We start from the raw sequence: 25,345 nt of genomic DNA on the forward strand, positions 1-25,345 counted from the left end.
CTACCCTACTTAAAATCAACATTCACAATATCGTTTAAATCTATTTCACGTTGTAAGGACTGCTTCAACTGGTTAATATAGCTATCCAAATCACTATCACTAGTAATTCGCCATGCTTGTCCTTCAAGATCACTAATCTTAATTGTCTTTACCCGTTTAGTATGAACTACTTCATGGGAGATGCTTTCAACCGGATGAGGCCGCTCACTAGAATCATGTTTCGTTGCTTGTTCTGCCAATTCTTGCTTACGGCGTAAATCTCGAGCAATTTGTTGACTAGTTTCATCAATTTCCCGTTGTAGCTGATCGGCATCACGTTTCAGCAACTGGATTTGGTCATTTAATTCAGTGTACTTGCCATCATTACTCTTTTGTTCAGCAATTTGGTTATCTCTTGAAATTGTATCCTGAATCCGCTGCTGAAGTTTGTTAGCAGTTTGCTCTGGGAAATTAGCGTCTGCTAAGCGTTGTTCCAGTAATTGCGAGTAATTTTCACTCTTGTCCTGGTATTGACAATACAACTTATCAACTAAATCATTAAATTGGGTAGCAAAATCCTGATTCAAGGCTTCTAGTTGAGGAATGACCCGACTAATATTTTGCTTCTTAAGGCTTTCCTTAATGGTTTGTGCAGTTTTATGAACAGCATTATCAGAATCAATAAATCCCTTTGCTAGGTTATATCTATCCATGTAGTCCAACGATCTCCGCCAAACCGATTTCTGAGTATCAGAATGATAGAAATCAGAGATACCATTATCATCCATGTCTTCTAGCCAATCTTCTAACTCATCTAGGTGTTTATCAATCAAGCCATATGTTCGTTCACTATTATTACCTGAATTGGCGATTGGTTTTAACAATTCTACCCCCTGATCAATCAAGGCTTTCCCTGGGCCCTGAGGGAAGGCATCAAAGCCATTTAGTTCATTGATTTTTTCTTCAGTAGTGGTAACAATTTTAGCTGCCAACTGCTCAGTTGAATTATTATTAGCAAGAATACTACGCTTGTGTAAAATATCCTTCACAAAATCACGTGCAGCTTTCCTCTGTTTTTCTGAAACTTCCCGAACAATTTGCAAGGTCAACTTTCTTACTTGCTGTTTTTTCGTTAAGTAGCTAGTAATTAATTGAGCATTATTAACTGCATCGCCAATAGAAATCGGAGCATTATTAAATGCTAATTTAACCTTACCGTCTTTAAATGCCTTCGCTACCAACCAAGCAATATCTTCGTCATTATAGCCAAACGGAATGTCATTAAAGTGATCACGGATGTTTTCCATCGACAGTGCTTGCATCCCTTGATTAGTTTTCATCATCAGGTAATCAATCACTGCCTGAACCGCTTGTTGATTGTCATCAATTATCGTATTTGCCTCTTCACCGGTACCTTTTAACAGGTGAAGTACGTCTTTTTCATCTTTAATTGCAGTCAGATAACTCAAGTTGCGGTAACTAGAATCAATAACTTCTTGATAAGCATCATTTAACCTGCTTGTAATATCAGTATTATCATCCAGAACGTCATTTATGACGTAGATTGTGGAAGTGTTTAAATCATTTAAAAGGGCTTCATCAGCAGCTTTCTCCAGTTTCTTTCGCTCATCCATTTTACCTAAACGGATAGCACCTTCTTGATTATCAAGGTTTCCGGCAGACTTTTGAATGTATTGTTCAATTTGTCCAACACGGCGGAAATTAGAGATGTAACTGTTGTTGTCTGGCAGAACAAGAACCACCGTACTACCACTCTGAGCAGTCATTCGATATTGCTCTTCGCCAGCTGGGTTTAACGGCGTAACGATCCGTAAACTTTGATTGTTATTAGATCTCCCGTATGCCGATCCATCAATATAAATATTAAAGTTAAATACATATTGGTTACCCATATGCTTCGGCACATAACGATCACTCAGGTACTTGTCACCAATTAGATATCCACCAATCTTATTAATGATGTAGGTATCATCAACTTCGTAACTATTAATTGCTTCGTTGACATCCTGTTCTTTATCAGTTAAAAATTCATATGTTTCGACATTCAACTGAACGTATTTTTGAGAAATCAAAAGTTCCAATGCCTTTTTTACCTTAGACGTTAGGTCTTCACGATCAGTAAAAATCCCATCAATCAATAACGTGGTAATGTTTTCCAATGTTGCGGGGAAATTATCAAGATATTTAACCATGAACAGAACTTCAAGAACTTGCATAGCTAAAGTATCATGATTACTATTTGGGCAAACGGCATCGTTACCCTCAGCATTGGTAAATACTACTTGATGATCATGACTTAAGAATTCATACATTCCCCTAAAAAAAGCAGAAAAGGGCACTAAACGACCAACTTTATCATCTTCATAGGTAACTGTTGCTGCCTGAAAAGTAGCAAGCAAAGAACGCTCGCCATCTGACATATGCTTACCTTCTGCCCCATGTTTTCTGACTGCTCCTAATACCTCCTTAAGAAGGTCAAACTGATAGGGGATGAACGGATAATTCGTAATAAAGTCATTATCGTCTGCATATTTCTTACGACTGACCTGATCACTAAAATTAATCTTATTATTAATGTTGTAATGATTTTCTTCAAAAATAGCTGCTAACTGATCACTTGCCGTTGGCTTCTTAGCTAATAATCGTTTCTGAATAACTTCATTGGCATTAGCGGATGACATGTTAATCATTGTATTAAAACGTCCCTGAATCTTTGAAAGGTCTTCACGCTTTTGATTAGTAAAGTTAGCGGTAACCTCATCAATTTGTTGCTGGGAAGTTACTACAACCCATGCTTGACCAGCACATTGTGTTTGAAGTTGTTCGACAATGGTTTGTAGGTTTAACATCCGGTCTCCATTATCGCCGATGAACTGTCCTACTTCATCGGCCAAAAAGATAATATGATGATTATTGCCCTTCTTATCAAGGTACTTCTTAACCATTCCCGCAAACTCTTCAGGATTAATCGTGAAGTTTCCCATGTTAGATAAATAATCGGCAGCATTCCCTTCAGTCATCGATCCGGATTGCACTAAGGCTTCTTTAACACTATTTTTGATAAAACTAAAACTATTACGAACATCAACCCAGTGACTGCCAGAAGCTTTGTAAAAGGCGTCCTTAAATGCCTGATACTGACCATGATCATCTAGCCAACGTTCTAGGTTAGCCACAGACGGATTAGAATCATATCCCAGTTTTTCATTAAAGACTCGAAGAAAAACAGTGAGAATAGCCGACTTATCTGCTGCTGCATTAGCATCCGCTTTAGCATCAATGTTAAATAAGACAACATCGGTCGGAACTTGCTCTGATTGTTCAATTAGCTGGATAGTGTCTGGATCCTTAATTTTGCTATCATCCCTGAAATAATCAATTGGGCGCTTCCCAGCCACCGTAGAATTGTCTAGTAGGTAAGACAAGATCTTAAGGAAATGAGATTTACCGGATCCAAAGAAACCGCTAATCCAAACACCAGTTGCATCAGTTGGCCGATTAATACTATTAACATAAGCTGAAAAGAATCTTTTAAAGTGAGACTGAAGTTCATCAGTTACCACGTATTCTTCGAGCTCTTGTTTTTTTATGGTTTCAGCTTCTTGGCCAATCTTAATGACCCCACGAATATTTCGATTAATGTCTTTTGCAAAAATATCTTTAATAATCATTGTTTTCTCCTAAATTATTAATTAGGTAGATTGTAAAATTTAAGTTGAACATTTAAGTGGACAGAAAAACCCATCAAGGTCTTTAATGGTGTTACCGTACAATCCATTAGAAAGAAGGGCCTTGATGAGCACCACTATTTTATCATTCCAGAACCGTGTTGTCATTGAAACACTTCATAATGAAGGACGTTCCTTGCGATACATCGCTAACTACTTAGGCTTTAGTAAGACCACCATCTTTAACGAACTTCACCGGCTAAATAGTGAGTACCAGGCTGAGCTAGCGCAAACTGACTTTGAACAAAAGGTTAGTCAACGGGGGCGGAAGTCTTCGCTCACTAAAAACCTTAAACACTTGGTCGAGGAAAAGATTCAAGTCCAGAAGTGGTCCCCTGAACAAGTTGCCCATGTGGTTGGGATTGCCTACAAGACGGTCTATAACTGGATTGATCAAGGCTGGCTTGATGTACAGCTACCCGATTTGCCTGATCATGGAATTCGTCGTCATCGTGCTAAAGAAAAGCGTGGTACGTTCAGTCACGGCCGCTCCATTGAGGAGCGTCCTCATAAAGTCGAAACTCGCCAGGAGTTCGGCCACTTTGAAGCTGATACCGTACTTTCTGGCAAACGTAAAGGTCAAGCTGTGGCTACTTTTGTGGAGCGTAAGAGTCGCCTGACAATTGTTAAACGGCTCCATGGCCGCGACAGTCAGTCTATGACTCAAGCCGTACTTGAACTAGCTAGTCAACTTCAAGACAAGCTCAAGACGCTGACCGTGGATCATGGGAAAGAGTTCGCTAACTATCAGACAATTGAACGGCAAACTGGTACTCCGGTTTATTTTGCCCATGCTTATTCACCACATGAACGCGGTAGTAATGAGAACCGTAACCGAGTTTTGCGACGATTTATTCCCAAGGGACAAGCTATTGAAGAGCTGAGCGATCGCCAGCTGGTTCAAATCAATTGGTATCTGAATTCCCGGCCACTTAAATGTCTTAACTGGCGCACACCAATCGAGATCTTCCTGCTTAATTTACGTCATTAAATTCGTTCAAGTTATTTCTTGCAATCTGCCATTACTAAATTGAAAATGCACGATAATAATTTTGGTCGTTAGCTTCAACAAAAATTTGTAAATTTTGTTCATTATACTTACCGGGATAAAACATCACAACTGGATTTTTATCCAACACTTGATGCATTGTATTTAACACTTTGTGCGCTCTAATCAGCGGGTAAACCTTCCCAACACCAGTTATGAAAATCACACAATGCTGATCATCAATGTGATCCTGGACATACCTAACAACATCATTATGGTTTTCATCCATTCGCATCAAGTTATTAATTTGCTGAGCTACTTGATCGATTCCGCTTTGCTTTTCCATTTTAGCTAAAATCCGAAATGGGTCATCATCTGCTATCCCTTTTAATTTGTGAATGCTATCCAGCATAATGTCATACAAATCAAATACTTTTAGGTTAATTTTCATTGCTGTTTCAGACTTAGTAAGGTCATCTAAATTTGCACGCACTTTAGGTGTATCTGCAACATTGTACGGGTAAATATAGTACCCAACTTCATTTGACAACCCTTGATTACGTTGAAAATCAGGTTCTTGAATTTTCTGAATCAATTTTTCAAAATGTAATTGCTCATCTTCACCCATCAGCCTTGCCCTCCTAATGCGGTTAACTCCTTATTTAAGTGGTCTTGCTTCATTAATTTAGCTAGGTGAAGATCAATAAATGGTTGAAGGACAATATCAATATTCTTTTCACGTTTTAGCAATCCTGCATCACGTAAAATAGTTTTTAAGCTACCTCGAACCCTTTTGGATGTTTCATTTGTCCACTTAGCAATTTGTTCACTTTCCATTTGTTTTCTAGTTATGAACTCAATCATTTCACGTTCTTCCAGGACCTTGTCTCCAAGAATAATCTCATTGCGGTAAACCTCATAAACAAACTCATTTAGTAATCGATTAGTTAACATCATCGATAACAAAGCTACTAGTTTTTGATTGTTGACATCCAAAAATTCAAACTGATTAATTATATTTTCAGGTAGAGCCTTTAAGCGTTTAGTTAAATTTCGTGATGCTCGTTTAGCACGATCACGTGATGGCATTTCAAAGACATTGTTATTATCGCTAGCCTGTTTAATATCATCAAGTGTGTTACCTTCTTGATACATAGAAACACCTAATTTAAATTCACTGAACCACAACGCATATGAGGTTATTCCTGCATTGTAATTTTGTGTCATATTATTTCTCCTCAATTATTATTTAAATTAAAAAGTCCTCAGGCACCTTACACGATTATCACGCGTATCTATACCTGAGAACTAATACGTTAATCAAACTAATTGTTTTGTTAAAGCACTAAAGTACTTATGACCAGAATACAATACGCTCCTTACACCATATTGAACCTATAAAGTAGGTACAAAAATAGCTTTACTCTGACAAGAATCATACTTTATTATACCCTAAAATACCATTTATTAATATAATCTGAATAAAGGAAATATAGGGTCACCAAAACACTTTTAGTTTGAATAATTCCTGTCTACAAGTTTATAAAGCAATTGACTCATCAAATAGTAATAAACCACTTAAAACTAAACTTATAGAAGTAGGGATAGCAATGAAATTCAAACCATATATTGATTGATCCCAATAGTGCCAATATTAAGAATAAAGCCGATGCAAACTAAGATATCTTTTTAACTCGTTGAAAACCCAAAAATTTAGTAACGTAGTCTTAGCTATGACTACACTTGATCTTAAATCGATGATTATATTCCTTATCAAATGTTATTGAACAATACAAGTGTATTATCAATACTACTAAACAGTAAGCTATGGTGACTATATTCACCCTCTGCACTTTCTCAGCTAGTATTTATCTATAAAAGCACAACGGCACAATATTTAAATTATTCTTAAATTCCATCATGGCAACGATACAGCACCCATTCTCTTAGTAACCTAACACACCTACCTAATTCTAATGTACCATTATTGTGTCAAATTTCTGTAATTGAATGGAATTTATTGAAACCTAAATTTCAAGAATAAGTTAGCCACTGGACTCAAATAAATAATACTGACCAATTGATTATTGGTTGATGGAGCTGTGATATCTCTTGGTAGAAGGCCTTACGATAGATATCCATTGACGAATGTCCATTAAACATAGCTCGTGGATAGTGATTCATCCAATCATTAGTCGCTATGATCTGAGCACTACTATAGTTATTTATAGCTTCACCTTTGGTAATCTCCTTGCGGAGAAACCGGTTATTGATCTCATTGGATCCACGTTCCCAAGGGGAATACGGATCAGCATAGAAAACATGATCGTGAACTTGTGTTAACTCACTAAATTCTGAACCGTTGTCAGAGGTTATTGTCTTAAAAATGCGATAGTAAGCATCTGTGCCCATTTTCTGGCGCAAATTTATAAAGAACTGATTTACTGCATGCGCAGTTTTACCAGCAATTTTACTCGTGATATTAACTCGTGAAAGGCGATCAGTCATTACTAGTACAACACTGTCATTACCGTTTTTCTGTCCCTGAACTGTATCCAGTTCCCAATGGCCAATTTCGGACCGTTGGTCCGCAGTTTGAGGTCGTTGAGCAATATTAGGCCCTAAGCACCTTTTAGCTTGCGGATGAGTTTGATGATGCTTACGTTTAGGTTTTTCAAAGAGGTCTAAATTGGACGTACGAAGCACACCCTCATTAATCCATTGATATAAAGTTACAACCGACTTTGGGATCAGGGTGCCATCATTCATTAAATCTCGAGCCTTATAAATAACCGCTTGTGGGGAGTAATGGTGGTCGTCAAACTCACCAAGCATTAGCTGATCAGCTAATCGTAAAAATTGCTTTGAAGAATAATATAAGCGACGACGACCAGAATGGCGGTGATGTTCAAGATATGTGGCCTGACCAGCTTCATAACTATAGATGTAGTAAGAATATTCGTAAATCTTACCATTAGATTTTTGACGACGAAGTTGGCGGACCGTACCACGGTTGAGCTCGTTATTAATTGTTTGATGATTAACTCCTAATTGGCGACCAATTGCGCGATTGGAAAGTCCTTGCGACTTTAAAGTCGCAATCATCACACGTTCTTCTTTAGTAAGATGAGCATTCTTTTTATGAGTAGTCAATAAAATAGTAGACATGGTATCATTTAAGTGCGTCATTTGACGGACATCCTTTCATATAGGTTTGGTTCACTTAATATGATACCTGATGTCACGCCGAATGGCGTTTTTTATTTACCACCAACTGGGTGGCTAACTTCATTCTATAATCTACCGAATTTATTGAAAAAGAGCATATGATAGAAGCTCAAACACTTTGGAAACCCCATTTTACCAAAACATGGCTGGAACGAAAGAACATAACTCACACATACTAAAAGCAATTTGCCGAACGATTGAAACAGACTTTTCCTTATTGAAATATTATAATGCCAAAAATAATCGTGCGCGAATTTTAACAGTCTTTCAATAACGGTTGGAAGTAGCGTTTCTGGCATCTAATATTGCTTAGAAAAATTTCACTAGCACCACGCGTTAAATATACTTAATTCTAAAAATAGAATTACATTATTACGATACTAATAATGATACAATTTAATTAAAGTCATATATAGAAGCAGATAAAGGAAGTGGTGCTGATGATTGATAATAACCAAAGAAAGAAGATCATGCATCGTCGTTGGCTGATTACCACAGTTATTGCAATAATTATCATTACATGGTTAGGATTATGGGAATTTATCTCATGGATTGTTGAAGCTTTTCTACTTTATTGTGTCTTATGGTGGATCGTAATGTGGGTAACTGGTATGGATATTGATAACCACAATTTACGTGAAGTCAACAAGAACAGAGCAAAACAAGGCTTACCACCAGTAAATACTCATGAAGGACAAGAAGACCATGAAGTATCAGATACATTATGGGACATTTTTACTTTTAATCAAATGTTTAACCATCATGGAAAGGATTAAGACTTATTGTTAAAAATTTCTTATTATAAAAAGCACCCAGCTTTTACACTGGATGCTTTCTTCATATGGCAAACACTTTGGCAAACAAACATGTTATTTTTTATGAGTTGGTCGAGTTTTAACACTGCCAAATTGCCGTTATATCGCCATTCCAACACTAAGTAACATTACAATTCTATTCGTACTCAATCGTCGAAGGCGGCTTACTCGTGACGTCGTAGAGAATCCGGTTAACGTGGTCGACCTCATTGACGATCCGGACCGAAATCTTCTGCAGGACGTCCCACGGGATCTTCGCAAAGTCCGCCGTCATTCCGTCGATCGAGGTGACCGCCCGGATTGCGACCGCGTAGTCGTAGGTCCGGCCGTCACCCATCACGCCGACGGAACGGATGCCTGGCAGGACGGTGAAGTATTGCCAAATCTTCTCGTCCAGGCCGGCCTTTTTGATTTCATCACGAAGGATAGCGTCGGATTCACGGACGATCTCCAGCTTGTCCGGCGTGATTTCACCGATCACCCGGATCCCCAGACCAGGACCTGGGAATGGCTGCCGCCAAACTAGTTCGTGCGGGATACCGAGCTTTTCGCCCAGCTCCCGGGTCTCATCCTTGAAGAGCTTGCGCAGCGGTTCAATCAGCTTAAAGCCGAGCTTCTTCGGCAGGCCCCCGACGTTATGGTGGGACTTGATCGTCTGCGCGGTGTCGGTCCCGGATTCGATCACGTCGGTGTAGAGGGTTCCCTGTGCCAGGAAGTCGGCATCCGGAATCTTCTTGGCTTCTTCATTGAAGACCTCGATGAATTCCTTTCCGATGATCTTCCGCTTTTGCTCAGGGTCAGTTACGCCCTTGAGCTTACCCAAGAAGCGGTCCGCGGCGTCGACCTTGATGATGTTGACACCGAGGTCGCGGTTCAGGGCGTTCATGACAGAGTCGGCTTCGTTCTTCCGCAACAGGCCGTGGTCAACGAAGATGCAGGTCAGCTGGTCGCCAATTGCCTTGTGGATCAGCACGGCAGTAACGCTGGAGTCCACCCCACCGGAAAGGCCGAGAATGACCTTCTTGTCACCGACCTCTTCACGAATGTGGTCGATCTGCAGGTCGATGAAGTCGTCCATCGTCCAGTTGTCCTTGGCACCACAAACGTCAAAGGCGAAGCGCCGCAGAATGTCGAGCCCGTATTCGGAGTTACGAACTTCGGCGTGGAACTGAATCCCGTAGAACTTCCGCTCGTCGTCAGCGATGGATGAAATCGGGCAGTTCTTGCTCGTCGCCGTGACCTTGAAGCCATCCGGGGCCTTGGTGACCAGGTCACCGTGACTCATCCAGACGTACTGCTTCTTCGGCAGGCCAGAGAAGAGGACCGCGTCGTCATCCGTCACCTCGATGTCCGCGCGACCGTACTCGGAGTTTTCGGCCTTTTCAACCTTACCACCCAGGTCGTAGGACATCAGCTGCATCCCGTAACAAATACCTAAAATTGGAATTCCCAACTTGAAGATTGCTGGGTCAACCTTGAATGCATCCGGATCATACACACTGTTCGGGCCGCCGGAGAAGACGATCCCCTTGAGGTTCTTGATCTTCTTGATCTCTTCCGCCGTGATCTTATGGGAGAGGAGTTCGGAATACACCCCAAAATCACGCAGCCGCCGGGTAATCAGTTGGTTGTACTGGCTACCGAAATCAAGCACGATGATCTTGTCAAATGCATCTAAATTGACGTTTGCCACAATGCCACTTCCTTTGATTGAAATTTTATTCTCAGATGATAGTTTACAAGCTAAAAGACGGACGGTCAACCATCAGGCAGGATTAAATGTTGCGTTTTCCCTAACAATTAAAAAACGACTCCCCGAGGTGGAGGAGCCGTTCAAAAGGAATTGTGCATAAATGTGTGGATAGCGGTCCTACTTCGAAAGGGCCGTGCTTAATAGTTCGAGTTCCTTAGCCGCCGCCTGTTCGTCGAGGGCGGTTTGCTCTTCTTTTTTGACCTTCATCCTGCTTCCTCCTTCCTGACTTGCGGTATTTTCAGCACTGAGCAGTAATTGTTCGGTAATCACAGTGACTTTTGGTTGTAGGCCAGGACCCGGGCACCGGCCGCGCTCACCTGCATTTCCATGAAGGCGCCGTTGCTCAGGCTGCCGAAGCGTTCTTCCGGAGCACCGTAAACGCTGGCGATGTATTGGATGATCGACCCGTGACTGGCCACCACCACGGTGCTCTGGTCGGGAAGACCCTGGAGAAAGGCCACGATCTCCTTGACCCGGGCATCGAGCTGCTGACTTCCTTCCGCCAGATGGGCCGGGTCCGCCTCCCGCAGCAGGTCACGGGTCTTGGCGACGCCGAATTCAGCTACCAGGTCACCAATCCGCCGGAAGCGCTGCCCGCCGAGGTAGCTGGCCCAGATGGCCCCCTCCTCGTTACTGTGACCCTCGAACGAGCCGTAGAAGGTCTCGCGGAAGCACTCCTTTTGTATTGGCGCGCTGATCTGAGTATTTGGACATTGCTTGATCAGGATCCGGGCCGTATCCACCGCCCGCTTCAGGTCGCTGGAAAAGAGGTAGTCAATCTCGAGCGGGGCGAGGACCCGGCCGATCTTGGCGGCGTCCTCCTCGCCCTTCTCGGTCAGCGGGGTATCCGACCAGCCCTGGAGACGAGCAAAGCGGTTGAAGTATGTTTCGCCGTGCCTGACAAAGTAAACCGTAGTTGCCATTTCTCGCTCCTCCCTATGCCGTCACCAGGCTCGGGGTTCCCAGCCAGGCAATCATTTCCTTCATCTTCGCCGTGATGGCTTCGGTCCCCGGCAGCAGCAGCTTCCGCGGGTCGTAGCCCTTGGCCGCCTTGTCGAGGTCCCGCTGTTCCTCGATGTAACGGCGGGTGGCCTCCTGGAAGGCCAGCTGGAATTCGGTGTTGATGTTCACCTTGGCGATCCCCATCGAAATTGCCTTTTGGACCTGGTCCCGCGGGATTCCCGACCCGCCGTGGAGGACGAGCGGAATATCGATGGCCGCCGCAATCTCACGCAGGCGGTCGAAGTTCAGTCCGGGCCAGTCCTTCGGGTAGATCCCGTGGATGTTGCCAATCCCGCAGGCCAGCTTGTCGACGCCCATCTCGGCAAAGGTGATCGCGTCCTTGACCTCTGCCAGCTCGCCACTAGCGTTGTCCTGGTTTTCACCGATCTTGCCGATCTCCGCCTCAACCGAGATCCCGCGACTGTGAGCCGCCTGAATTACTTCCTGCGTCCGGGCGATATTTTCCGCCAGCGGCAGCTTGTGTCCGTCGAACATTACGGAGGAGAAGCCCAGGTCGATGCACTCCATCGCCGCTTCAAAGTCCCCGTGGTCGAGGTGGAGGATCACCGGCACCTGGATGTCCATGGCGTCCATCTGGTCGGCCACCATGTCACGGACGAACTTGTAGCCGCCCATGTACTTGGCCGCCCCCATTGAGACCTGCACCAGGACCGGCGTGTTGGTCTCGGCGGCGGCCCGCAGGATGGCCCGGGTCCATTCCAGGTTGTTGATGTTGTACGCACCGACCGCGTAGTGATTCTGCCGTGCGTCCTTAAAAATTTCGTTTCCGTTATCAAAGTATGCCATTTTGAATATCTCCTCGTTAAATTGCTGTTAATTTTTGCTGCTTAGCTGCTTGGAAGCAGTTGACCATCTGCAGGAAGCTCTGCACGTTCAGGCTGGCCCGGCCGATCAGGGTTCCGTCCACGTCCGGCTGGCTGACGATCCCGTAAATGTTCTGGGGAGTAACGCTGCCACCGTAGAGGATCCGGACTTCATTGGCCACCGCGGCGCCGAAGTGATCGGCAATCGATTGGCGAATCTGCCAGCAGGCCGTCTCCGCCATGTCGGGACTGGCGGCTTGCTTGGCCCCGACCGCATAGCGCGGCTCGTAGGAAATGATGACCCGCCGCATCTGCTTTGGCGAAAGCCCCTGCAGGATGCTGGTCAATTGGTGGAAGAAGTAGTGCTGCTCGCCGTCGATCGTCACCTGGATCTTTTCTTCATCGGTGCAGATGATCGGGGTCACGCCGAACTGCAGGGCGGTCGCCACTTTCTTGCTGATTTCCTCATTCGACTCGTGGAAGAGCAGCCGCCGTTCCAGGTGCCCCAGGATGACGTGGGACACGCCGGCGTCGGCCAGGCTCTCGATACTGATTTCACCGGTCTGGGCACCAGACGGTTGGCTGCCCGCGTTTTGGGCAATGATCCGCAGCGGGGAGTCCCCGATTGCCGCCCGCATGCTGTAGAGGGCCAGCGCCTGGGCGGCGATGCCGACATCCTCACCCAGTGGCACGGCGTCTTGCATCGCTTTGGCAAATTCAACGGATTCTTGGACATTTTTATTCATTTTCCAGTTTGCAATAATAAATGGTTTTCTCATGTTGGTAGCTCCTTTTGTTTTCTTTTCTGAGCACCGCTTCGTTCTTTAATTGAGCATGCCTAATTTCTTAAACGCTATTTTATTGACTGTCAAGCACAATTCTTGGATAAATTTCTGTGCAAACGGTAGCCATGTTGACCTCTCGGGCATGGTTTTTAGTAAATTTTACCGTTTTTACTAATTTTCAGGTCCCTTTTACTTGCTCAAATTGGGAATCAATTCCAAATTTGCTCACTAGTCCAATTACTGATAAGATTAAATTAAATCATTATTAATCAGTGGAGTATCAAAGATGTTTGTACGAAATTTACAACTAGACCAATTAGAAAAATATGCCGATTCTCAGCTGATCAAGGTCATCAGTGGGGTCCACCGTTCCGGCAAAACGGTTTTACTACAGCAACTCAAGGACCGCTTACGGCGGCAGGGAGTCAGCAACGACCAGTTTCAATTTATCCGCTTCGGCCAGCAGCTGGCCAGCGGGGCAGATCTCTGGAACACGATTGAATCCCGGCTGGTAGCAGGGAAGCCGAACTACCTCCTGCTCGACGAGTTCGACTACCTGCCCGAAATCATCCCCCTCCTGCAGCGGCTATTAAAGGACGGCCGGGCCAACGTCTTCATCACCGCGGCGAGCCGGTCGTTTTTGAAACGCCTGGCCCCCTTAGAGGAGCGGTGCGTGACGATTCCGGTCCTGCCGCTGGGCTTTGCCGAATTCTGCCAATACCGGAACCTGCCGGCCAGCAGCCACAGCCTCTACCAGTACCTCAACCGCGGTGGTTTTCCCTTTGCCCAGGAGGTTCACGGTTCCCTGGAGCTGGCCAACTACCTCGATGGAGTGGTCAACACCGCCATCGTCAGCGGCTTCAGCCAGCCGGGAACCCTCTGCAATCCCTTCCTCACTAAGCAGCTGGCCATCTTCCTTGCCGGGCAGGTCGGCAGTCCGGTCAACGTCAGCCAGGCGGTCACCGGCCTCAAGCGCGCCGGCATTCCCGCCTCGAACAAGACGCTGGCAACCTACCTCGGCTTTCTCCAGGACGTCTTCCTCTTTTATCCCTGCCACGAGCTCAACCCGGCTACCAACAAGGTCAAGCCCACCAACGTCAAGTACTACCCGGTCGACCTAAGCCTCCGCAATTTTTGGACAAACCAAAAAGGAGTGCTTTCCCAAACGAATTTGGAAGCACTCCTCTTCATCGAACTGGTCCGCCGCGGCTATCGGGTGTATGCCGGCAAGCATTGCACCTTCATCGCCGAGCGCGATTCAGAACGATCCTATATTCAATTTGTCTATTCCCTGCGCAACCAGCGCGCCTACGACCGGGCCGCAGCCGGTCTGGCCGCACTGCCGGACTCGGCCAAGCGATCCCTGATCGTCATGCAGGCTCCGGAGATGTTCGAAGTCAACCCAGCCATCCGGCCGCTCGCCCTGCTCGACTGGCTTTGCCAGCCGGAGCAATCCTAGTCGCGCCGCAGGAAGATCCGGTCGATCACGTGATCCGTGGTCTTGTGCAGGATCACGTTGGCCCGGTTCTTCGTCGGCAGGATGAAGTCCTTCAGGTTTGGCAGGTCGACGCGTTCCCAGACGTCCCGGGCCATCTGAAAGGCAGCATCGCGATCCCCCTGCGAGTACGGGTAGTAGTAGTTCGACGGGTCGGTGAAGGCCGTGTCGAGCAGCATCCCGAACCGCTGGAGGTACCAGTGCTCGATCAGGTCGGCATTGGCATCGACGTACAGCGAGAGATCGAAGTAGTCGCTGACGTAGATCCGCTGGTTGGTCGGCAGCTGGAGGGTGTTGATCCCCTCGACGATCAGGATGTCAGGCTCGTCGATCAGCTGGGGCTTGTCGAGCTGGACGTCATAGACCTGGTGGGAGTAGGTCGGCGCCTTCAGTTTCGGCTCGCCGGCCTTGACGTCGTTTAAGAACTTCAGGAGCTTCTCCATGTCGTAGGACTCCGGGAAGCCCTTACGATCCATGATCCCCCGCCGCTTCAGCTCCGCGTTCGGGTAGAGAAAACCGTCCGTGGTCATCAATTCGACCCGCTTGTCCGGCAGCAGTTTATTGAGCAAAATGCTCAGCAGCCGGGCAATCGTGCTCTTGCCGACCGCCACCGAACCGGCGATCCCGATGATGTACGGCACCCGGTGGACCGGCTGGCGGAGGAAGTTGGCCTTTTGCATCTGCCACTCCAGGAAATTCTGGTAGCGCAGCTGGATCAGCTTGATTAGCGGCAGGTAGACGTCCTGCACATCCTGGATCGAGATCCGGTCGTTAAGCGACTTGATATCCTCCAGGTTGTCCTGAGTCAGGCGGACCTTGTCGGTTGGAAAAAAGCTGTGCCAGGTCTGCCGGTCAAATTGTTCGTAATTCATCCATTCATCCATCGTCTCTAAATACCCCAATACATGAAAACGTTTACGAATATCATACCATAAAAGCAGTGACTTAGCGCCCACACATGCTAAGTCACTGCTTTTTCGTTCTCTAGGCTGCTTGTTCGATCGCGCTCGTTGGCTCCGTGCCGCCAATCTTGGCCTTATTCAACAGGAGCGACGAGGTAACGACGGAAACGGAACTGAAGGCCATTGCCAGGGCGGCAAATTCCGGGCTGAGCTGAAGGCCGAAGCCGACGAAGAGGCCGGCTGCAATCGGCACCCCGATCAGGTTGTAGATCAGGGCCCAGAAGAGGTTCAGCTTGATCCGGTTGAAGGTCTTCTTGCTGATGTCGATCGCCCTGACCACCCCGCGCAGGTCGTTTTGGACCAGGACGATGCTCCCGGATTCGATGGCAATGTCGGTCCCAGAACCCATGGCAATCCCGACGTCGGCGGTCGTCAGTGCCGGGGCGTCATTGATCCCGTCGCCGACGAAGGCCACCTTGCCTTCCTGCTGGAGGGCCTTGACGTGGTCGGCCTTCTCGTTCGGCAGGACGTTGGCGATGACCCGATCGATGCCGACCTCCTTGGCAATTGCCTGGGCGACCCGGTCGTTGTCCCCCGTCAGCATGACCGTCTGGAGACCCCGGGCCTTCAGCTCGGCGATTGCCTGGGCGGACGTCGGCTTAGGCGCGTCCTGGATGGCGATCAGCCCGATGACCCGCTTGGCACGGCCAACCAGGATAACCGTCTTGGCCGCATCCTGGAGGGCAGTCAGTTGCTGCTTCATGGCGGGTTCAATCAGGTAGTCCGCTAGCAGCTTTTCGTTGCCGACAAAGGCCGGCTGACCGTCAATGGTGGCCTGGACGCCCTTACCCTCGATAGCACGAAAGTCACCAACCGGCTCCGGCGTGATCCCCGAAGCGGCGGCATGCTCCATGACCGCCTTGGCCAGCGGGTGCTCGGAGGAGCTCTCTAGGCTGGCCGCCGTCTGGAGGACCAGGGACTTGTCGCCGACCAGATCGGTGACCCGCGGCTTGCCCACGGTCACCGTCCCGGTCTTGTCGAAGACCACCGTCTTAACATCGTCGATCGTTTCCAGGGCCTGGCCGTCCTTGATCAGAACGCCCATCTTTGCGGCCCGGCCGGTGCCAACCATCAAAGCGGTCGGCGTGGCCAACCCGAGGGCACACGGGCAGGCGATCACGATGACCGCAACGGCGAAGAGCATCGCCTGGACGGCCGTGGCGCCCAGGAAGCTGTACCAGATTACGAAGGTGATGATCGCAATCGACAGCACCGTCGGGACGAAAACCTTGGAGATCTTGTCGGTCAGGTTCTGGATCGGCGCGTGGCTGGTCTGGGCCTTTTTCACCATCTCAACGATCTGCGAAAGCATGGTGTCCTTGCCGACCTTGGTGGCACGGAACTGGATGGCCCCGTCGCCGTTGATGGTCGAACCGACGACGCTATCGCCGGTCTTCTTGGTCACCGGCATGCTCTCACCGGTGATCATCGACTCGTCGATGGTGGTCTTCCCGGTCGTGATCACCCCGTCGACCGGCACCTTCTCCCCAGGCTTGACCTGGATGATGTCGCCGACTTCGACCTGGTCCAGCGGCACGGCGACGAACTTCCCGTCCCGCAGCACGCTGGCGCTCTTCACCTGGAGGTCCAGCAATTTCTTCAGCGCATTGGAGGCGTTGTTGTGCATCCGCTCCTCCATCGTGTCGCCGAGCAGGATGAAGACGGCAATGAAGGCCGCACTCTCGAAGTAGACCGCCCGGCCGGTGATCATGGCGAAGAGGCTGTAGAAGTAGGCAATTCCCGTCCCAATCGCCACCAGGGTGTTCATGTTGGCGTTGTGGTGCTTAAAGGCGGCCCAGGCACTGGTCCAGTACGGTACGGCCGCCACCAGCATGATCAAGGTGGTGGTGACCAGGGCAATCCAGGTGTAGCCCGGCATCATCCAGTGAAAAGGCATTGTCAGCATTTGAATCAGCATCGGGATCACCAGGACAAAGGAGATCCAGAAGCGCTGAATGCTCGTCAGATGTTTCATTGTGGCGACCCCCTTTTCTTACTTCACGATGACCTTACCGTGGAACATGTCCATCCCGCAGGCAAAATTGTATTCGGTCGCCTTGTCGGTTGGAATGTCGACCGTCGTGACCGGCTGCTTGGTCAGGTCCGCGTTGACCCCCAGCTTGTCAAAAACGACGTGGGAGAGGCAGGCCGTCGAGTCCTTCATGTCAAAGTGGACCTTGGCCGGAACCCCCTTTTTCAAAACAACGGTCGATGGGCTGTAGCCGCCCTTGACCACGATCGTCGCCTCCTGGTTTTGATCGTTGACGGTCGCGTCCCCGGCAGCTTCGGTGTGCTTGCCGAAGAACCACCAGAACAGGGCCACGATCAAGATCACCCCGATAATCAATACTAATAGCTGTGACATAATAATTGCTCCCTTTCGTTTACAGTTGTAATTTATATTCTAACTATAAGGCCTGGGTTTACATTTGTCAACACAAATGGATAAAAAAAGCAGCCAGCAATTTTTTCTTGCTGGCCGCCTCACCTGATCCCTACGGCTTCGGGAATTTCAGGCTCGAGTAGTTCTTCAATTCCGGCGCGTCGGTCGTGTAATCGTCGAAGGTACTCTGGTTGTTGTTTTCGGTCTTCACGCTGGTCTTTTTCTTCTTCTGCGCGTTCTTCAGGTTCTTCAGGCTCTTCTTGAGGTTGTAAGTGTAGTCCTTCTTGTTAACCTTCTTGAAGCCCTTCAGCTTGTAGAACCGCAGCAGGTCGCCGTTGACCACCTTGTCAGACAAGCCGAGGTCGGTCGTGACGTACTTTTGGATCTTGCTGAATTCCTTCTTCTGCTTGGCCGTTGCGTGCTTGATCTGCTTCCCGGTCTTGGTGTAGTAGTAATCACCGTTGGACTTGGTGTACTTCGGCGTTACCCAGTCACCATCCCGGAACGGCACGATCTGGTTACGCTTGGTCGACAGCAGGTCCTGACCGAACTGGATGTAGTTCTTGGACGAGATGCCCAGCAGGTCCTCCAGCGTTGGCAGCACGTCGATTTCGCCACCGTACGTGTGGTTGATGCCCCCCTTGAGGCCCGGCGCATTGATCATGAACGGTACCTTCTGGAACATCGCCAGGTCGTAGTTGGTGATCTTCTTCTTGTGCAGGATTTGGGCAATCGCCGGCTGGTGGTTGTTGGAAATCCCGTAGTGGTCCCCGTAGAGAATCAAGACACTGTTCTGGCGCAGGCCGGACTTATCCAGGTAGTCCAGGAACTCACCCAGGGATTCATCCAGGTAGCGAGCCGTCTGGACATACGGATCGACGGTCTTGTCGCCGGTCTTCCAGGCGCTGATGTCCTTGTTCTTCTTGTCCAGGATGTACGGGTAGTGGTTGGTAACCGTGATCAGCTTGGCATAGAACGGCTGTGGCAGCTGCTCAATGTAGTGAGCCGATTCCTTCAGGAAGATCTTATCCTTCATCCCGTAACCGGCGTCGTAGTCCTTGGTCTTCGGGTAGTACTGCTTGCTAAAGAAGTACTGGTAGCCGAAGGACTTGTAGGCGTTGTCCCGGTTCCAGAAACTCGGCACGTCCCCGTGGAAGGAGGCCGTCGTGTAGCCGAGCTTTTGGTGGAGCAGGGCGGGCGCGGACTGGAAGGTGTTGGTCGTCCCGTCCGTTACCATCGCCGACCCTTCAGGCAGACCGAAGAGCGAGTTTTCCAGCATCAGTTCGGCATCGGCGGTCTTCCCCTGACCAACCTGGTGGAAGAAGTTATCGAAGGCAATCGTGTTACTGGAATGGTAGATGCTGTCCAGGTTCGGCATAACTTCTTCGCCGTCTTGCTTGTAGTCAATCATGAACTGCTGCAGACTCTCCAGGTGGATGACGAAGATGTTCTTCCCCTTGGCCACGCCCTGGTACTGGATGTTTGGCCCGGCGTAGTTGTGGTGAATGAAGTTCAGCACCGGCTTAAGCTCATTCTGGTTGGCCCGGGCCTTGACGACGCTGTTGTGGGTCGTCTTGACCCCGTCGTAGATCGTGTAGGCCTCGATCCCCAGGTACTTAACGATGTAGTTGTTGTCAAAGGTCCGCGTCAATAATTGTGACCGGTCCGTCTCGGCCATCCCCAGGTTCGCACCGAAGAGGACGAAGCCGAGCATCGTGATCGTCATCGCATAGCGGATCTTGAAGTAGCGCATGTCCACCCGAATGAAGTGGAACAGTAGGATCAGGGCGAGGATGATCACGTCCGCGTAGACTAAAAAGTCCTCGGGCCTGATGATTCCCATCAGACTCTTGCCCAGGTTGTTTGACGCCGCCCCGGAGCCCTTGATCACGTTGAAGGTGATGAAGTCCGAAAATTCCCGGTAGTAGAGAATGTTGGAAAAGATCCAGGTCGACAGGAGAAAGTTCACGATCAGCATCAGCCAATACGAGAGCCGTCCCCTAAAGTACAGCGCAATCCCCAGGAAGACTAAGGCCCCCGGAATTGTATTAAACGCCAGCAGGAAGTGTTGCATGCTTCCCTTGACACCAAGGTTGAACTCGTTTTGATACGCCCAGTAACTCTTAATGCAGAATAAGAGCACGACGAGCAGGAAGAACCCAATCTTGGTGTTTAAGCCGCGTCGTAACTTCTGCAACGCTGTTTTCATGTTCGTTCCTCCAGAAAAAAATATCAATACTTACAATAATACACTATTACCGCCGCATGCAATCACAAAAGTTTTAATTTTCAAAAAAGTTTAGAAATTCCTGGGAAGGCGCCCCAGACCCTTACCAATCGCGGGTGAACATGATAAGATGTTACGGTTCAAAGAGAGAGAAAGGGGTAATTATGTCTATTAATAAGAAACAAGCCAACCTGATGCTGCTGGCCGTCGCCATCCTCTGGGGCAGCAGCTACGTCTTCGCCAAGCTGACCGTGCAGGCCGGGATGCACTCCGGCCTGATCAACGCCTGCCGGGGCACGATGTGTGTCATCGCTGGCTACCTGCTATTTTTCAAGAAGATCAACAAGATCAACCGCAAGGACATCAAGCTTGGACTGCTGATGGGCACCATCAATTTTCTCGGCTACTACCTGCAGACCGACGCCCTCCGCTACACCACGCCAGCCAAGAACGCCTTTTTGACCACCCTCTACATCGCGGTGGCCCCGCTGATTCTCTGGCTCGTCTGGCACGAGCGGCCCCAGCGCAAGACTTACTTTGCCATCACCCTGGCCATCATCGGCATGGCGATCATCACCAACGTCACCAGCGAAGGACTGCACTTCCAGTACGGTGATCTGCTGACGCTGGTCTCGACAATCTTCTGGGCCCTGCAGCTAATCTACTTCGGCAAGTACGCGCCCCAGGTATCCAGCCCCTGGGTGGTCATCTTCATGATTGGTCTCTGCCAGGGTGTCTACGGCTGGATCACCGTCCTGCTCACCGAACGATCCACCCTGGGGCAGGTCCACTGGCTCCAGGCCCTGGTTCCGCTGGCGATCCTGGCGATCGGGGTCACCTTCCTGGCCCAGGGGATGCAGATCACGGCCCAGGCCTACACCGACGCCACCTCGGCCGGACTGATCCTGATGCTGGAATCCTTCTTCGCCAGCGTCTTTTCGGTCATCCTCGGCTACGACCCGCTGACGCCGCGGCTCGTCGTCGGCGGCATCATCCTGCTCTTGGCCAACGCCGTTATGCAAGTCGACCTGCGGCAGTTGCCGTTCTTTAAGAAAAGGAGTGCATAGAAAAAGTGAGTGGGAAACAACCATCTGAGTGGGGCGTATGGCTAACCTAGGACGGGAGTCGGCGCTGAAGGCGTCGGCTTTCGTCCGTAGTTAGACACTAGCCCCACGGTTGTTTTCCACGTTATCTTTTTAATGTCCAAAAACCAATAGAGGCTAGGAGAACTTTGCTTTCTCCTAGCCTCTTCATTTATTCTTCAATCAATTCGTATTCGTCCTGGGGCACGCCCGCCAGCAGCGGAGTCGACTGGCCGATTGCCGTCAGGGTCAGCGCGTGCATTGCCCGGGAACAGATCGTGTAGAGCAATTGCCGCTCGTCGTCGCCCTGGTACTGGGTCGCATTGGCGTTCCAAACGATTACCGCGTCGAATTCCAGGCCCTTGGCGAGGAAGGACGGCACGATGATGACCCCATTGACCAGCCGCTGGTTCTCGGTCCGGATCAGGGTCGTCTTGACGTTGCGTTTGGTCAGCTCCTGGTAAAGGCGTTCACTGTCCTCCAGGGTCTTGCCGATGATGGCAACCGCGTCGTGCTCCTGCTGGTACTTTTCGAGGACCCGCACCACCGCGTCGACGCTGTGGTCCATGTCCGGGCTGACAATCACTTGTGGCCGCTCGCCGTTCCGATCGAAGGCCCGAATCTCCTCGCCGTCCAGCAGGAGGTGCTTGGTGAAGTCGGTGATCTGCTTGGTCGACCGGTAAGACTCGGTCAGCTGGACCACCTTGGTCTTCTCCGGATCGAACATCGTCCCCAGCTGGTGGAGCAGGGTGTGACTGTTCTCGTGGGTGAAGATCGCCTGGTTCAGGTCCCCCAGCAGCGTGTACTTGGCCCGCGGGAAACGGTACTTGAGGTAGGCCAGCTGGTAGGCGTCGTAGTCCTGGACCTCGTCGACGAAGACGTAGCGAATGCTGCGATCACCGTGCCGCCCCATGATCAGGTCGTAGAGATAAAGGTAGATCGTGATGTTGCTGGCGCTGATCTTGCCGTGCCGGAGGTCTTCCTTGAAGCGATCGACGTATTCCTGCCACTGGGCATCGGTCAGGTCATAGTCCGCCAAATTGATCAGCTTGGGGGTCACCCGCAGGAAGTGGAGCAGCTGGCCGTTGATGTTGATCCAATTGTTGTGGTTGATCGCCCGCTTGATGGGTTCGAAGGCCCGCATGACGATCTTGCGCGCCAGAAAACGGAACTCCTGGTCCTCGCTGTCGAATTCGCGCGGCTCGTTGCCGAAGAGGTTGTCGATCTCCTCCTTGCTCAGGGACTGAACGCGCTGTTCGACCCACTTGCTGCGCATTTCGGTGCTGACCCGGTGATTGAGGTACTTGATCAGTGCCTCCTTGGTCCCGTCAAGGCGGTTGCCCAAGTTGTAGTTGTTGTTGAAGGAGTAGTAGATCTCTTTGATCTTGTCCTTGGCAATAAAGACCTTGTTGTTGAACATGATGTTGCGGAAACGCATGTCGGCGTGGCCGAGGTGCTTGGCGTAGCGGCCCGTCTCCTTAAAGTAGCGCAGGCTGATCAGCAGGCGCTGGATGTTGCGGGACTGCTTGGTCTGGCCGGCCGCGAATCGCTGGGCCAGCGTCTGGACATGGAGGCGTGGGACCCGCTGGTTGACGAATTGGAAGTAGGTCATCTGGACCATGTTGTGTTCTCCCAGTTCCGGCAGCACCTGGTCAATGTAGTCATTAAAGAGCTGGTTGGGCGAGAAGAGAACCACCTGGGACGAGGAGAGGTTGCCCCGGTAACGATAGAGCAGCCAGGCCACCCGCTGCAGGACCGCGGCCGTCTTTCCGGAGCCCGCCGCCCCTTGGACGAAGAGCAGGTCGCTTTCGGTATCCCGGATGATCTGGTTCTGGGTCCGCTGGATGGTCGTGACGATGCTCTTCATCTTCGTGCTGGAGTGGTTGCCCAGCGCCGACAGCAGCATCTGATCGCCGACCTGCTCGTCGGTGTCGAAGATCGTCACGATGGTCCCGTCCTTGATCTGGAACTGGCGCTTGAGGGTCATGTTGACCTCCTGGGTGCCGACCGGGGTCGCATAACTGACCTTGCCCAGCTTGCCCTCGTAGTAAACGGAGGAGATTGGGGCCCGCCAGTCGTAAATCAGGAAGTGGTCGGGACGGTCGCTGAAGGAGGCCAGGCCGATGTAGACGGTCTCGGGCTTCTCGGCGCCCTTCTCCTGGAAGTCAATCCGGGCAAAGTAGGGCTGCTTCTCCAGGCGCTGCAGGGTCGCCAGGTGCTCGGAAGAATGCTGCCAGCTGTTCTGCCGTTCGTCGAGCATCTGCTGCTGGGCCCGGAACGACAGCGCGGTATCCATCATCCCCGAATAGGTGGTGGTGTTGAGGTGGATATCGTTGATCTGCTCGTTGATGCCCCTGATGTCGCGCTTGGCCGTGCTGATCTTCTCGTTGGCCTTGGCCTCGGCCTTCTTGATCTCATCAAGCACGTGATCAAGGTGTGCCTGCTCGTACTTTCTTACTGAATCTTCAACCACATCGATCTTCCTTTCCAAAGCGGTCAGCGCCGCGAAATCGTCTTACCATTATAGCATTATCGCCCGCTTGACCGCTAATATTTGCCCTGATCGCCGGGCTGATTATAAGGATTGGTTAATTTCGCCCAAATCATTAGACACTTTCTTTTCGTTAGGCCTACAATGATACTAATAACACTGAATTTGAAAGGAGACTGTTTATGGCCCATCTCTTCTACATCCTCACCCACATTGCAGAAGTTTTAATTCCCATGTTCCAATGGCTCGGGCCGTGGTCTTACCTGATCCTCTTCACCCTGGTCTTCATGGAAACGGGGTTGGTGATCTTTCCCTGGCTGCCAGGGGGATCACTCGTTTTTTTAACCAGCTCCTTTATTGCCGTCAAGCCGGTCCTGAAAATGGAAATCATCATTCCGGTCTTCTTCTTTGCGGCCTTCATCGGTGACACCGTCAACTACTTCATTGGCCGCGGCCTCTCCCATTGGCCCTGGCTAAAGCGCCAGCTCGAGGGCCCACGGCTAATTGAGGCCGGCCAGTTCCTGGACCGCTACGGTTTCTGGGCCGTCGCCTTTGGCCGCTTCGTCCCCTTCATCCGTTCCTTCATTCCCCTGATCTCCGGTATCATGGGTTACCCCTTCCACCGCTTTACCGTCGCCAACATGATCGGCGTGGCCTCCTGGGTGGCCCTGGGCGCGGGGTGTGGCTACTACCTCGGCTCGATCCCGTTCGTCCGGAAGCACTTCTCGCTGCTGATCCTTGGCTTCGTCCTTATCGGCGCGGCGATCGGCGGGATCACCTTCGGAATCAGACAGCTGCGTAAGAAAATCATTCGGCGAAACCGGATGCTCTAGTTGCGATCCCCCCGCCATTTCATGGTAAAATAAGATCAGTATTCTATCTTATTAAAGGGAGTGTTCGCACACCATGGCAATTAACGTTTATTTCGTTCGTCACGGTCAAACATACTTAAACCGCTACAACCGGATGCAGGGCTGGTCCGACGCCCCGCTCACCGAGAAGGGCCAGGCCGATGCCAAGCGGGCCGGCCAGCTCCTCTCCAAGATCCACTTCGACTACGTCTTCAGCAGCGATCTGGCCCGGACAATGGCGACCGCCCGCCTGCTGCTGGCGGCCGATCCGAACACCGACATCACCGAACCGACCCCGGAGCCAGCCTTCAGGGAAGAGTTCTTCGGTTCCTTCGAGGGCCAAAATGGTGCGGAATTTGCCGACTTTCTAGGCGGCGCCGAGGGCTACCACAGCTTTGCGGCCATGATCGGCGGCTGGGGGCCCGACAAGCTCAAGGACAAGATTGCGGCCGCCGACCAGTACGGTGACGCCGAGGACAGCACCCGCTTCTGGGAGCGGATCAACAAGGGCTTTGATCACCTGCGTGCCCTGCCCGACGGCTCAACCGTCGTCGTCGTTTCGCACGGGGCCGCAATCCGTTCCATCGCTTCCCACTTCTCCGATCAGATTGACCCCGGCGAGTCGCCACGCAACGGCAGCATTACGAAGCTGACCCTCGATGGTGACCGGACCAGCGTCGATTTCTACAACAAATTGGAAATTCCTGACTAATTAAATCCGTAAAGGGGGA

At 49.9% G+C, this 25,345-nt stretch carries 19 protein-coding genes and 1 pseudogene; 7 read left to right on the forward strand and 13 right to left on the reverse strand.

The genetic code is table 11. From position 1 onward, the window contains the following. Positions 1–5: 5 nt before the first annotated feature. Complete coding sequence (gene brxC, locus LKE23_RS05435) at positions 6–3,671, reverse strand: BREX system P-loop protein BrxC (protein WP_291976313.1); 3,666 nt, start codon at positions 3,669–3,671, stop codon at positions 6–8. Between the two features lie 124 nt (positions 3,672–3,795). Here brxC and LKE23_RS05440 point away from each other — a divergent pair, with 124 nt between their 5' ends. Beyond that, on the forward strand, positions 3,796–4,719 hold the full coding sequence (locus LKE23_RS05440; RefSeq protein WP_152720014.1) for an IS30 family transposase: 924 nt from the start codon (positions 3,796–3,798) through the stop codon (positions 4,717–4,719). 34 nt (positions 4,720–4,753) lie between these two features. Here the strand turns inward: LKE23_RS05440 and LKE23_RS05445 are convergent, their stop codons facing one another. The 3 genes from LKE23_RS05445 to LKE23_RS05455 all read right to left on the reverse strand — a co-directional run bounded on the left by LKE23_RS05445 (position 4,754) and on the right by LKE23_RS05455 (position 7,905). Then, positions 4,754–5,344, reverse strand: coding sequence for a DUF1788 domain-containing protein (locus tag LKE23_RS05445; RefSeq protein ID WP_291976315.1), 591 nt, complete (start codon positions 5,342–5,344; stop codon positions 4,754–4,756). Continuing rightward, entirely contained in the window at positions 5,344–5,943 is a 600-nt protein-coding gene (locus tag LKE23_RS05450; protein WP_273645654.1) for a DUF1819 family protein, read from the reverse strand. Before LKE23_RS05450 ends, LKE23_RS05445 begins: the two co-directional genes overlap by 1 nt. A gap of 831 nt (positions 5,944–6,774) precedes the next feature. Beyond that, entirely contained in the window at positions 6,775–7,905 is a 1,131-nt protein-coding gene (locus tag LKE23_RS05455) for an IS30 family transposase (protein WP_291976173.1), read from the reverse strand. A 157-nt stretch (positions 7,906–8,062) separates the two neighbouring features. On the opposite strand from LKE23_RS05455, the pseudogene LKE23_RS05460 reads away from it, so the two are divergent. Both LKE23_RS05460 and LKE23_RS05465 read left to right on the forward strand, forming a co-directional pair. Beyond that, positions 8,063–8,218, forward strand: a pseudogene (locus LKE23_RS05460) (IS982 family transposase); the annotation flags it as partial. A 166-nt stretch (positions 8,219–8,384) separates the two neighbouring features. After that, on the forward strand, positions 8,385–8,720 hold the full coding sequence (locus LKE23_RS05465; RefSeq protein WP_222258125.1) for a hypothetical protein: 336 nt from the start codon (positions 8,385–8,387) through the stop codon (positions 8,718–8,720). A 175-nt stretch (positions 8,721–8,895) separates the two neighbouring features. Here LKE23_RS05465 and guaA read toward each other — a convergent pair whose 3' ends face one another. The 4 genes from guaA to tpiA all read right to left on the reverse strand — a co-directional run bounded on the left by guaA (position 8,896) and on the right by tpiA (position 13,117). Next, positions 8,896–10,452 carry a glutamine-hydrolyzing GMP synthase gene (gene guaA / locus LKE23_RS05470; RefSeq protein WP_291976316.1) on the reverse strand — a complete coding sequence of 519 codons (1,557 nt, stop codon included), beginning with the start codon at positions 10,450–10,452 and terminating at the stop codon, positions 8,896–8,898. 326 nt (positions 10,453–10,778) lie between these two features. Continuing rightward, a complete protein-coding gene (locus LKE23_RS05475; protein WP_291976317.1) occupies positions 10,779–11,435 on the reverse strand; it encodes a histidine phosphatase family protein in 657 nt (218 codons plus the stop codon). Between the two features lie 13 nt (positions 11,436–11,448). Further along, complete coding sequence (gene fba / locus LKE23_RS05480; protein WP_291976318.1) at positions 11,449–12,321, reverse strand: class II fructose-1,6-bisphosphate aldolase; 873 nt, start codon at positions 12,319–12,321, stop codon at positions 11,449–11,451. A 16-nt stretch (positions 12,322–12,337) separates the two neighbouring features. Then, positions 12,338–13,117: a triose-phosphate isomerase gene (tpiA, locus tag LKE23_RS05485; protein WP_291976319.1), complete on the reverse strand. Its 780-nt coding sequence runs from the start codon at positions 13,115–13,117 to the stop codon at positions 12,338–12,340. 292 nt (positions 13,118–13,409) lie between these two features. Between tpiA and LKE23_RS05490 the strand changes: the two genes are divergently transcribed. Next, positions 13,410–14,582: an ATP-binding protein gene (locus LKE23_RS05490; RefSeq protein ID WP_291976320.1), complete on the forward strand. Its 1,173-nt coding sequence runs from the start codon at positions 13,410–13,412 to the stop codon at positions 14,580–14,582. Here LKE23_RS05490 and coaA read toward each other — a convergent pair. The 4 genes from coaA to LKE23_RS05510 all read right to left on the reverse strand — a co-directional run bounded on the left by coaA (position 14,579) and on the right by LKE23_RS05510 (position 20,172). Continuing rightward, the gene (gene coaA / locus LKE23_RS05495) at positions 14,579–15,502 is read right to left on the reverse strand and encodes a type I pantothenate kinase (protein ID WP_291976321.1); all 924 of its coding nucleotides are present in this window, start codon (positions 15,500–15,502) and stop codon (positions 14,579–14,581) included. The two genes, LKE23_RS05490 and coaA, sit on opposite strands and share 4 nt — an antisense overlap. Before the next feature lie 100 nt (positions 15,503–15,602). Beyond that, the gene (locus LKE23_RS05500) at positions 15,603–17,555 is read right to left on the reverse strand and encodes a copper-translocating P-type ATPase (RefSeq protein ID WP_291976322.1); all 1,953 of its coding nucleotides are present in this window, start codon (positions 17,553–17,555) and stop codon (positions 15,603–15,605) included. Between the two features lie 18 nt (positions 17,556–17,573). Next, the gene (locus tag LKE23_RS05505; protein WP_434737590.1) at positions 17,574–17,945 is read right to left on the reverse strand and encodes a cupredoxin domain-containing protein; all 372 of its coding nucleotides are present in this window, start codon (positions 17,943–17,945) and stop codon (positions 17,574–17,576) included. Positions 17,946–18,075: 130 nt separating this feature from the next. Further along, a complete protein-coding gene (locus LKE23_RS05510; protein ID WP_291976323.1) occupies positions 18,076–20,172 on the reverse strand; it encodes an LTA synthase family protein in 2,097 nt (698 codons plus the stop codon). 212 nt (positions 20,173–20,384) lie between these two features. Here LKE23_RS05510 and LKE23_RS05515 point away from each other — a divergent pair, with 212 nt between their 5' ends. After that, entirely contained in the window at positions 20,385–21,257 is an 873-nt protein-coding gene (locus LKE23_RS05515; RefSeq protein WP_291978269.1) for a DMT family transporter, read from the forward strand. 187 nt (positions 21,258–21,444) lie between these two features. Here the strand turns inward: LKE23_RS05515 and helD are convergent, their stop codons facing one another. Further along, the gene (gene helD / locus LKE23_RS05520; RefSeq protein ID WP_291976324.1) at positions 21,445–23,745 is read right to left on the reverse strand and encodes an RNA polymerase recycling motor HelD; all 2,301 of its coding nucleotides are present in this window, start codon (positions 23,743–23,745) and stop codon (positions 21,445–21,447) included. A 200-nt stretch (positions 23,746–23,945) separates the two neighbouring features. On the opposite strand from helD, the gene LKE23_RS05525 reads away from it, so the two are divergent. Beyond that, on the forward strand, positions 23,946–24,596 hold the full coding sequence (locus LKE23_RS05525) for a DedA family protein (RefSeq protein ID WP_291976325.1): 651 nt from the start codon (positions 23,946–23,948) through the stop codon (positions 24,594–24,596). A 73-nt stretch (positions 24,597–24,669) separates the two neighbouring features. After that, on the forward strand, positions 24,670–25,326 hold the full coding sequence (locus LKE23_RS05530) for a histidine phosphatase family protein (RefSeq protein ID WP_291976326.1): 657 nt from the start codon (positions 24,670–24,672) through the stop codon (positions 25,324–25,326). The last annotated feature ends 19 nt before the right edge of the window (positions 25,327–25,345 follow it).

Source organism: Limosilactobacillus sp. (assembly GCF_022482365.1).
Lineage (GTDB): Bacteria > Bacillota > Bacilli > Lactobacillales > Lactobacillaceae > Limosilactobacillus.